This window comes from Sphingobacterium sp. HSC-15S19 (assembly GCF_050433745.1).
GTDB classification, from domain to species: domain Bacteria; phylum Bacteroidota; class Bacteroidia; order Sphingobacteriales; family Sphingobacteriaceae; genus Sphingobacterium; species Sphingobacterium siyangense.
On sequence record NZ_JBNPWQ010000028.1, the window covers coordinates 15,400 to 26,517 of the forward strand.

Genomic DNA, 11,118 nt, shown 5'->3' on the forward strand with positions numbered 1-11,118 from the left:
AGCTTTTCTCTATCGTTAATTACTAATCTTACTCTTTTTCTACTTGCATGTAGTTTAGTTCAAGTGGCGTCTTACGACCGAAGACTTTCACCATCACGATTAATTTCTTTTTATCTTCGTGGACTTCTTCGATTTCTCCGGTAAATCCGTTGAAAGGACCGTCGTTGACTTTCACTGTTTCACCCACATAGTAAGGAACGTTAATGGTTTCACCTTGCTCGGCCATTTCATCCACTTTACCTAGGATACGATTTACTTCTGCTTGGCGCAAAGGAACCGCATTACCAGCTTTATCGCCCAAGAAACCAATTACACTATTGATATTTTTGATGATGTGCTCTAACTCACCGTCAAGAGCTGCTTCTAATAAAACATAACCAGGATAGTAGTTACGTTCTTTAGCAACTTTCTTACCATCGCGCATCAAGTAGTATTTTTCCATTGGAATCAACACCTGAGGAATCAAGTGCTCAATACCTAAACGGCTAACTTCGGCATCAATATATTGCTTTACTTTCTTTTCTTTACCACTTACAGCACGAACTACGTACCACTTTAAACCTTGATCTGCCATAAATAAATACGATTGAAAAATTAAGAAGCAATACCGTACAAGAATTCTAACCCTACGCTTGAAGCTTTATCCATTACAAAGACAACCAATGCAATAAGAAGAGATGCAACAAGCACAATAACAGCTGAACTTTGTAACTGAGACCATGTAGGCCAAGTCACTTTCTCAGTGATCTCTACATAAGAGTCTTTAAAAAAATCAAGTACTTTTGCCATTTTAGTTTATCTGTTTTTATAAGCACGGGCACCAGGACTCGAACCCAGACCAAAGGTTTTGGAGACCTTCGTTCTACCTTTAAACTATGCCCGTGTATTTCTTATTTTGTGATGCAAATATAGTGTTTTAAACCACTTTCTGCAAATCTTTTTTCACTTTTTTTTATTCTAATCCGATAAATCGCTTATCGAAAAAATAAGCTAATCAACCTCAGTCGATTAGCTTATTCTATGTGATTCTAAATCTTTAATTAAAGACTAGATAATTTCAGTTACCTGACCAGCACCTACTGTACGACCACCCTCACGGATAGCGAAACGTAGACCTTTTTCCATTGCAATAGCAGAAATTAATTTCACGCTGATTGTAACGTTATCACCTGGCATAACCATTTCAGTACCTTCTGGTAAAGAGATCTCTCCAGTTACGTCAGTTGTACGGAAATAGAATTGAGGACGGTATTTGTTGAAGAATGGAGTGTGACGACCACCTTCAGCTTTTGACAATACGTAAACCTCAGCTTTGAAATGATCGTGAGGAGTTACTGAACCTGGTTTACAGATAACCATACCACGTTTGATATCAGTTTTCTCAATACCACGTAACAATAAACCTACGTTATCACCAGCCTCACCGTAATCTAAGATTTTACGGAACATCTCAACACCTGTTACTGTAGATTTCAAGTTCTCAGCACCCATACCTAAGATCTCAACTGGATCACCAGAGTTGATTACACCTCTTTCGATACGACCTGTAGCAACTGTACCACGACCTGTGATCGAGAATACGTCTTCTACTGGCATCAAGAAAGGTAAGTCAGTCAAACGTGGAGGAATTGGAATGTAGTTATCTACAGCATCCATTAATTCCATGATTTTCTCAACCCACTCAGGCTCACCGTTCAATGCACCTAAAGCAGAACCTTTGATTACAGGGATATCATCACCAGGGAATTCGTAGAATGATAATAACTCACGAACTTCCATTTCAACTAAGTCTAACAACTCAGGGTCATCAACTAAGTCAGTTTTGTTCATGAATACTACTAACGCAGGAACACCTACTTGGCGAGCCAACAAGATGTGCTCACGAGTTTGAGGCATAGGACCATCAGTCGCAGCAACTACGATGATAGCACCGTCCATTTGAGCAGCACCAGTTACCATGTTCTTAACGTAGTCAGCGTGACCTGGACAGTCAACGTGTGCATAGTGACGGTTAGCTGTAGAATATTCTACGTGTGCAGTATTGATTGTGATACCACGCTCTTTTTCTTCAGGAGCAGAGTCAATTGAATCAAATGAACGAGCTTCTGACAAACCTTTATCAGCCAATACTTTAGTGATAGCAGCTGTAGTTGTAGTTTTACCGTGGTCAACGTGACCGATAGTACCAATGTTTAAGTGTGGTTTACTACGGTCAAATTTCTCTTTTGCCATGTTTATGCGAATTAGTAATTATAAATTATTTCTATTTGTTATATACTCTTGCTTAACTTTTACACAAGTACGAGCCAAAGATGGGATTTGAACCCACGACCTCTTCCTTACCAAGGAAGTGCTCTACCCCTGAGCTACTTCGGCTTACTAAAAAACCTTATTTACGTATTAATGCCCCCACCTTTAGATACATTATTATCAAAGAAGATAGAGACTAAATTTAATACTTGAAAAATTTGAGCGGAAGACGAGGTTCGAACTCGCGACCTATAGCTTGGAAGGCTATCGCTCTACCAACTGAGCTACTTCCGCTTAATAATTAGAAACTAGAGCAAATCTAACACCCTAATTAAAATAAAGTGTGGAGGGAGAAGGATTCGAACCTTCGAAGCCGAAGCAACGGATTTACAGTCCGTCCCATTTGACCGCTCTGGAACCCCTCCAGACCTGTAACTTTCGTTACATTTAGAGCCTCTTATCGGAATCGAACCAATGACCTACTGATTACAAGTCAGTTGCTCTACCAGCTGAGCTAAAGAGGCTTCTAATATCTTTATTTAAACTTACATTCTATCAACGTCTGACCAAGCATTTCTACCTTTTCAGCGAGTGCAAATATCGAATTTACTTTTGATTTCTGCAAGTTTATTTTTTATTTTTTTTCATTTAAAGAACTAAGCAAACTTTTGTTGTTTTGAACCGTTGTTCCCTTGTTTGCTGATGCAAAGATAGACACAAAACTCACTTTACAAAAATATTTGTCAAAAAAAAAAGACAGTTTTTGGCAATTATACTGATATGCAGCACAATAATTTTTGGTTCCATATTTACCTGTTTTGGTTATTTGGCTAATATACTATCTTTGGGCATGCAAATTTTACCGCAATCACTTTCAAAACTTACCCGATACTCCGTACTATTTACGGTACTTTTAATGGGATCGGCCGAATTGAAAGCTCAAAATATTATTCAAAAATTGAGTAAAAAATTTCTTTCCGCTGAAAGAGATTCGACACGTTCCGGTAGTTTTATGGTTTTACCGGCCGTTGGTTATGCGCAGGAAACGGGAGTTGAATACGGCCTGGCGAGCGCGTATAATTTTTATCTGGACAAATCTGATCCCAAAATCCGCACCTCCACCGTCACGGTCATGGGAACCTTTACATCCAATAGTCAGTCCAACTTCAAACTACAGACCGATCTTTGGACTAAAAACAACGACTACCATCTGATTAGTGAAATACGCTACCGTAATTGGCCCTTTAACTATTATGGCGTCGGTATGGACACTTGGAAAGCCGATGAAGAACGCATTGATCAAAAATTATTTCGCGTCAAACTCGAAGCTGAGAAAAAAATCAGCAACAACCTGTATTCAGGTATCAACATTCAATACGATAACTTCACCATTCGTAGCGACAGTGCCGATCGTATTTTCAATCATTCCGATCTTATTGGGAAGCATGGCGGACAACAGCTACTCATAGGTCTTTCGCAATTGTTTGACAATAGGGACAACGTTTCTTATACAACAAAGGGGTATTATGCTAAATTGCGGCTAGCCTATGCTCCAAAGTTATGGACAAGTACTGATTTTACGGGGGCAAACCTCGATGTAGATCTCCGTGGCTTTATTCCACTGCACAACCAAGTCACGCTGGCTCTGCAAGGAATCTTTCGTTCCACATTTGGAAAAACCGTCCCATTTTACAACTACCGTGAGCTCGGTGGAGACATGATGATGCGCGGTTATTACCTCGGACGTTATCGGGACAAGAATTATCTTGCCTCACAGGCTGAACTGCGTTATCGCTTTCATCCACGCTTTGGCATCGTTGGATTTTCAGGACTCGGATCGACCTTTTCCAAGGAAGATAGCAGCCGATATGTCGCAAGTTATGGTGGTGGTTTACGCTACTTCTTTAGTCTCGAACACAATAGTAGCATACGCTTTGATTATTCTTTTGGTGAACAAAGACCCGGAGAAAAGCGACAGTCGGGTTTCTATCTGTCCCTAAGTGAAGCTTTTTAATAAACAAGAGCATCCATATAGGCATGGATGCTCTTGTTTATTCTTGCCTAATGACATCCACTTTTTCCTCTCCTCTCTACTGCCCTAAAACTTCTGCTAAAATAGTTGATGCCCAACGGAAAGCGGTAGATGACTGACCATCGACAGTCAAAAAGAGGTCGGAACAGAAGCCTAGATCGGAACAGCAGCTTAAAATCGAATCAGGAAATTCTCTTTTCGCTGTCCTTTTCTAAAGTAAACCAACCCAATTCGGTATAGATCTATCGTAACTACACTATGATCATCCTCCTTCAGCTTATTCCAATAGACTTCCCTTTTCACTGATAAATGGGGCTCGTTTATAATTAATAGATCTCGATCCCCAATATTTTCCAAAAAATTCAGGTCAAGATCGTCCTGGTCAATATAATAAATATGTCGGTACGCATAACGTCCACATTGGTCGTGCAAAAGACTCCTATAACTTTCGCGCGGATGATCGGCCCAGTAGCTAAAATTGTCGTAAGCAAATGTCCTTAATAATCGATCGATTAATGCATACTTTTTCTGTTCTACCTTGCTCTCGTTTTGAATAGTTTGTGGTAATTCTGAAACGCTCGCTTTGGATGTCTTTTGATAAATTACTTCGTCTACCAATTTATAAACAAAAGGAGAATGGGTCCCATGGCGACTATGGGATACAAAATAATGTCGCCAATACTTAAGCATGTAGTTCATTTCGCTGCAAACATCGCTAAATTTTATGATTTTTCACATGGAACATTAGGTTTTAGTTTGCAGGAATGCCCTCCTAAAACTGAAGCACAAAAACACTCCCCTCGCCTTCTGTACTATTGAGGAAAATAGTCCCTTTGTGCAAAAGCATAATCTGTTTGCTCAGGGTAAGGCCGACCCCTGTACCCGTCTTCTTCGTTGTAAAAAATGGTGTAAAGATCTGCTCCTGAAGATCAGCAGGAATTCCTGCCCCGTTATCTTCAATCCGAATCTGCACCTTTCCGTCTACTTCAAGAGCAGATAAACTAATATAGGCTTCTTCCCTATTTTTAACCGCATCTATTGCATTCAACATTAAGTTGATAATAACCTGCTCGATCAAATTGACATCGGCAGATAAGATTAGCCGTGTATTTTTCAGAATAATATCGACATCAATATTTTTCTGGATCAAGGTTGGTTCAAGCAGCTGATAGATATGCTCAAATAACTGCGAAATTTGGATCGGCGCTAACTGAGGCTGATCGACTTTATTGATCATACGATAACTCTTCGCAAAATGTAAAAGTCCTTCGCTACGACGTTTGATGGTGGAAATACCTGTTTTTAGATCATCAATATCTTCAGCTCCTTTAAAATGGTCCAAACGACCGTTTAAGGTTTCAGCAAGTGAGCTGATCGGAGCGATGGAATTCATGATTTCATGTGTCAGTACACGTAATAATTTATGCCATGCCTTTGTCTCAGTCTCATCAATTGCTTCGTTGATATTTTGGTACACCACAATGCGAAACAAAGCGTCCTGTGTCTCAAAGCTTGAGCTCTGAATCAATAATTTTATTTTTCCTTTACTTGACTGAACGGACTCCATCTGCTGCTGTCCATTTTCAAGCAACATGGTTTTTTCATAAAGATCATTGTTTTTTTTCTTCAATCCCGTGATATTTCCAAGGTGTGGCAAATGAAATAGCTGTTTGAAAGCTTCATTTACCCACATGACCTTACCACTATCCATCTCATAAAAGATAATCGCCGAATTCAGCATATTGATCACACGATCCAGGTATTGGTGCTGAATCTCCTGCTTAATGCTGATCTCCTTATAAGTCTCGTTGATCTGATTAAAGGCCATAAAAAGCTGCCCTTCCACTGACTTTGTATTTTTCACCAAGAAGCGTCTGGTAAAGTCGCGGTATTTGACCGCTTCGGAAAACTCAATCAGCTGCCTGGCCAAAAAATTATACTGTGCATATAGGTTAAAACCCAGGTATAGCATCATACAAAAGATCAAAGCCGCCTGTACATATTCTCTTTTAAGTAGCAAATAAGCGCTCACAAGTGCTGCTACCAGCAGTAAGATAACCTTGATTGCATTTAAGATTTTTCCGTGCCTCATCGACTAAATATCATATTTCTCCAAACGTCTATAAAGTGCCGCCCTGGTAAGCCCTAATTCTTTTGCAGCTTTACTGATATTTCCGTTATAACGTTCAATCGCCGATTTGATTGCTTTACGTTCCAATTCTTCCAGATTTTGACTGCTGGGACTGGATTCGACAACGCGGTTATCTATTTGTTGTTCTATTGGCGAGAAAAAAAGATCATTTCCAGCTATACTGAGCTGATCAGCCATAATAACAGCACGCTCGATGCTGTATTGGAGTTCTCGGACGTTGCCGGGAAAATGATATGCGCACATTTTTTTTACCGCATCCGGTTCAAAGCCTTCAATCCGCTTATTGTATTTCTTCGAATAAATATCGAGAAAATGATCAGCCAATAGCTTGATATCCTCTCCTCGTTCACGTAAGGGCGGTACCTGAATTTCAACGGTATTGATCCGATAAATTAAGTCTTTTCGAAAACGGCTTTCATCTGCAAGCTGTTTCAATGGCACATTGGTTGCTGAGATCAAGCGTATATCCACCGATATTGGTTGATAGGAACCCAACGGTGTAACCTGTCTATTCTGCAGTACGGTTAACAGTTTGGCTTGTTGCTGCAAAGAGATATTACCAATTTCATCGAGGAACAATGTTCCCCCATTTGCAGCTTCGAATCGACCTTGGCGGTCTTCACGTGCATCTGTAAATGCGCCCTTCTTATAACCGAAAAGCTCACTTTCAAATAACGTTTCTGTCAGCGCCCCGACGTCAACCTTTACATAAGTCCGATCTGAACGTAAGGATCTTCGCTGAATGGCTTGAGCAATCAGGTCTTTCCCGGTCCCATTTTCACCTAATATTAATATATTCGCATCTGTAGGGGCAATTTTCTCCAATTTATATTGCAGTTCGTCCATAACAATGGAATTACCAATCAAATCAGGACTGCTCCCACTACTGAGTAAGGAACTTTTACTTTTCTTTTCTTTATTTTTTGATTCAGCAAGCGCGCTTTCGATCGTTGCCAATAATTGCTCATTTTCCCAAGGTTTCACGACAAAATCTGACGCTCCCTGTTTCAGCGATTTTACAGCGAGATCAACAGCTCCATAAGCGGTAATCATAATGACATGTACCTGTGGAAACTTTTCTTTGATCCGGGATAACCAATATAATCCCTCATTACCGGTATTAATCGTACTTTTAAAATTCATATCTAAAAGCACCAGATCATAAGGTGTCTTCTCCAGATGTGCTATTAGATTCTCCGGATTGGGTTCAACTTGAATATGACTAACTTTAGGTTTAAGCAAGATTCTTGCCGCAGTTAATAAGTCCTGGTCATCATCAACGACTAAAATAGATGCTTTTTTCATACTTCCTGACTTCATTGAAGATACTAAGATAACTATAAATTCAACGAGCCTGCGTAATAATCATTGATATATTTTTGCAGCAGCCATTCATACTGTTTGACGACCAATTGAATCTGGCTGTTATCGAATTTATTTTTTGCGGTCAAAAAAATCACTGAATTACTGTTTCCCAATTCGAAAACTACCTTGGCAATACGAAAAGATTCCGCGTAGTTTTCATTTTGACTACGTAATTGTGTAATCATGTTACTTGCATTCTGCAAGTTAAAAACCGCATTGGACGTCGCCGACCGCAAAACATTTTGTTGGATCTCTTTTTGAAATCTAGCCGTCTGCAGATCTAATTTTGCCAAGCGGACGTTGTTATAAACTTGCAAATGATTAAAAATCGGAACAGAAAGATTGAGAGAAATATACTTTCCTACGTTATTACGCATTTGTGACCAATACGTTCCCTGAATCCCCAATTTAGAATAATTTGACCCTAAACCAGCGCTCAGACTCAATGACGGATAATAGTATGATTTTGCAATCTTAATATCCCGCTCCGCCACTTTGATCCGATAATCCAGCGCCTGTATATCGGGCAATTGATCAACGGCCATTTCATAGAGCTGTTTCGCATCCAGTCGTTGCCCGCTTTCTTTTATTCCGAGGTTATCCAATTCGCCCAATTGATTTTCATCCATATTTAGTAAGGCAGCAAGCTTCACGCGGCTACTGTATAGTAACTGACGATTATTTTCAATCGTGTTGACATCATTTGCCAGTTGTCCTTTCAGATCAAAGTAATCCCCAGGATTAATTGCACCTTCCTTATGCATACTCTCCGCACGTCTGACCTGTTCTCGGGTTACTTCAGTCTGCATTTCTGATTGCCGCAATATATCCTGAGCAGTTAAGCTTTGGATATAAGCGGTAATAACGTCCAGTTTTAACGCATTAATCTGCGTATCAAAAGTCAATTTACCGGCAGTCTTTGCATCAGCACGCATCCGGATATCGTGAAATAAACGGAACCCTTTAAATATTGGAAGACTTGCGCCCAAAGAAAAATTCCCTGTTGAGTTGTTGGATGAAATATATTGAAGGGTCGAATTATCCTGAGATCTTCCTGATGTTAGGCTATGTTGTAGGCTTGCATCAACATCGGGAAGTCTATTCGCTTTAGCCTGTGCTAAATTCACCTCCGCACGCCTCACATCGAGTTCATTCTGCAATAAGGTTGGATTGGCCTTTATTGCCAACTGAATACACTCAGCTAAGCTCCGCTTGGTAATTTGTTTATCGTCGACCGCTGCAATTGTTGCTGTCCCAGCCACTCTTTCCGTTAGTCGCTGCTCCGTCTGTTGCGCCCCTGCCTTGGCATAACTCAATAAAAAGCATAATGTACTATATATATAGACTCTCTTCATATCCATTTTTTATTTTCTTGCTGACCATCGCCATGCCAAACAACAAAAACACTAACTATCAAATAGATACAAAAAACATATTTTCAAAAATGTTCATTAATGAACAGTCGGTGTGCGTAGTTGGACAATAGCAAAGACAAACTGTATAAATAGCAGAATAATTCAAATCAAGTTCGATAGTTATTCTTCCATTCAATGGATATCAGTCGGAGCTTGTTCGGACTTTTTTCGGTCACAACCGAAGAAGCACCGAAGAAGTACCGAACAAGCTCCGACTAAGCACCGACTAAGCACCGAACAAGGGTTGAGTAAATAACGAAAGTAATATAGTTAAATCCTTAATTTTAACAGACCACTTTTACCAACCGTTATAACCGATCGACCAATATAGCTACCTACCCCCTTCCCTAATTTACACCAACAGAGTAACCCCTGCTCCATCGGAATTAATGTGCATCACCGCAGCCAGATTATATCTGCCAAAAGCGCTTCAGTTGACGCTCTAAACAGCAAAAAACTTCCAGTTGTACGCCTTCGTACAAGAAGTGTCCGCTATCGAACACCAAGCTTAAAACTAAACAAAACAAGAACCTATCAATCAATAATTTACATTCTTGGCACAGCTTTCATAGTTATATACAAAATTGATATTAAATTATGGACAGACCTTTAGAAAAGAAGAAGTGGAATAGCAAACGTATCATGACTATTGTGGGGGTTGCTGGCTTAGTTGGATTGATCAGCGCCAGTTTCTATTTTACCTCCGGCAAAAGCAAACTGAATGTTGAAGCTGACCGCATCTCTATTGTCGAAATAAAAAATGGAAACTTTCAGGAATTTATCCCTATAAATGGTACTGTGCTTCCTATTAGCAGCATATACCTCGATGCTTCTGTTGGTGGACGCGTAGAAGAAAAGTTTGTAGAAGATGGCGCTATCTTAAAAAAAGGGGATGCAATCATGCGTCTTTCCAATACCGATCAGGAGCTTACCTTGGTACAACAAGAAACACAAGTGCTGAATCTATTGACACAGTCCCAAATAGCGCAGACCAATGCACAACAAGCATCGATTAACAATCGCAATCAAATGGCTGATGTGGAACAAGCCTATAGAGAAGCTGAACGTATCTATACCTTAAATAGAAAATTACTCGCTGAAAAAGCCATTGGCACACAAGAGTTCGAAAAATCAAAGAACGAATACAACTATCAAAAAGAGCGGGTCAACTTGACCAAACAGATCCTAAAACAGGACGAAATCTCCAATGCGCAAAAAACTAATCAGGATAAGCAAACTTATCAACGTACACAGAGTGCATTGGAACTGATGAAAAGAAAAATTGGTGATCTGATCGTTAGAGCGCCTGTTGACGGACAATTGACAGCTTTCGATGCAGAAATCGGACAAAACAAAAATGCCGGGGAACGGTTGGGACAAATCGACGTTTTGACAGGATTCAAAGTGCGTGCTGATATTGACGAACATTATATCAACCGTATTTTCCCAGATCTACAAGGTGAATTTTCTATCGGTGAAAAAACCTACAAACTCCGTATCAAGAAAGTCTATACACAAGTTACCAATGGACGCTTCCAGGTTGACATGGAATTTATCAATGATGTTCCAAAAGGGATCCGTCGTGGACAAACTTTGCAGATACGTTTAGCGTTAAGTGACGAGACAAAAGCATTATTACTGGCAAAAGGAGGATTCTATCAACAGACCGGTGGTAACTGGATCTTCAAATTGGATAAAAATGGAAGCACAGCGTATCGTGTGGATATCCAACTAGGAAGACAGAATCCGGAATATTATGAGGTCATCAAAGGTCTACAACCGGGAGATAAAGTTATTGTATCGAGCTACGAGACGTATGACAAGGTTCAAGAACTGAATATTAAAAAGTAACATCATATAGCGGTTATCGAGAACATCAGGTCTGTCGATAACCGCTTTTATCA

At 39.9% G+C, this 11,118-nt stretch carries 9 protein-coding genes and 5 tRNA genes; 2 read left to right on the top strand and 12 right to left on the bottom strand.

The annotated features are described in order from the left end of the window. Positions 1–28 precede the first annotated feature (28 nt). From nusG to L1283_RS20430, 8 genes are all read right to left on the bottom strand, one after another. On the bottom strand, positions 29–574 hold the full coding sequence (gene nusG, locus L1283_RS20395; protein ID WP_046672242.1) for a transcription termination/antitermination protein NusG: 546 nt from the start codon (positions 572–574) through the stop codon (positions 29–31). A gap of 20 nt (positions 575–594) precedes the next feature. Next, the gene (secE, locus tag L1283_RS20400) at positions 595–789 is read right to left on the bottom strand and encodes a preprotein translocase subunit SecE (RefSeq protein ID WP_028072657.1); all 195 of its coding nucleotides are present in this window, start codon (positions 787–789) and stop codon (positions 595–597) included. A gap of 23 nt (positions 790–812) precedes the next feature. Continuing rightward, positions 813–883 (bottom strand) — tRNA-Trp (locus L1283_RS20405). Between the two features lie 164 nt (positions 884–1,047). Continuing rightward, positions 1,048–2,232 carry an elongation factor Tu gene (gene tuf / locus L1283_RS20410; RefSeq protein ID WP_075991174.1) on the bottom strand — a complete coding sequence of 395 codons (1,185 nt, stop codon included), beginning with the start codon at positions 2,230–2,232 and terminating at the stop codon, positions 1,048–1,050. Positions 2,233–2,304: 72 nt separating this feature from the next. Continuing rightward, positions 2,305–2,376, bottom strand: a tRNA-Thr gene (locus tag L1283_RS20415). 95 nt (positions 2,377–2,471) lie between these two features. Next, positions 2,472–2,544, bottom strand: a tRNA-Gly gene (locus tag L1283_RS20420). 50 nt (positions 2,545–2,594) lie between these two features. Continuing rightward, a tRNA-Tyr gene (locus L1283_RS20425) sits at positions 2,595–2,675 on the bottom strand. A gap of 26 nt (positions 2,676–2,701) precedes the next feature. Continuing rightward, positions 2,702–2,774, bottom strand: a tRNA-Thr gene (locus tag L1283_RS20430). Between the two features lie 326 nt (positions 2,775–3,100). On the opposite strand from L1283_RS20430, the gene L1283_RS20435 reads away from it, so the two are divergent. Further along, entirely contained in the window at positions 3,101–4,264 is a 1,164-nt protein-coding gene (locus L1283_RS20435) for a BamA/TamA family outer membrane protein (protein WP_312482475.1), read from the top strand. A gap of 189 nt (positions 4,265–4,453) precedes the next feature. On the opposite strand, the gene L1283_RS20440 is transcribed toward L1283_RS20435, so the two are convergent. The 4 genes from L1283_RS20440 to L1283_RS20455 form a co-directional block, all read right to left on the bottom strand. Beyond that, positions 4,454–4,972 carry a hypothetical protein gene (locus L1283_RS20440; RefSeq protein WP_075991172.1) on the bottom strand — a complete coding sequence of 173 codons (519 nt, stop codon included), beginning with the start codon at positions 4,970–4,972 and terminating at the stop codon, positions 4,454–4,456. Positions 4,973–5,054: 82 nt separating this feature from the next. Then, positions 5,055–6,374 (bottom strand): sensor histidine kinase, encoded by a 1,320-nt coding sequence (locus L1283_RS20445; RefSeq protein WP_286735828.1) that lies wholly within the window; start codon positions 6,372–6,374, stop codon positions 5,055–5,057. A gap of 3 nt (positions 6,375–6,377) precedes the next feature. Then, positions 6,378–7,739: a sigma-54-dependent transcriptional regulator gene (locus L1283_RS20450; RefSeq protein ID WP_333885970.1), complete on the bottom strand. Its 1,362-nt coding sequence runs from the start codon at positions 7,737–7,739 to the stop codon at positions 6,378–6,380. 32 nt (positions 7,740–7,771) lie between these two features. Then, positions 7,772–9,154 carry a TolC family protein gene (locus L1283_RS20455; RefSeq protein WP_429626400.1) on the bottom strand — a complete coding sequence of 461 codons (1,383 nt, stop codon included), beginning with the start codon at positions 9,152–9,154 and terminating at the stop codon, positions 7,772–7,774. A 657-nt stretch (positions 9,155–9,811) separates the two neighbouring features. Here L1283_RS20455 and L1283_RS20460 point away from each other — a divergent pair. Further along, the gene (locus L1283_RS20460; RefSeq protein WP_120333433.1) at positions 9,812–11,065 is read left to right on the top strand and encodes an efflux RND transporter periplasmic adaptor subunit; all 1,254 of its coding nucleotides are present in this window, start codon (positions 9,812–9,814) and stop codon (positions 11,063–11,065) included. Positions 11,066–11,118 lie beyond the last annotated feature (53 nt).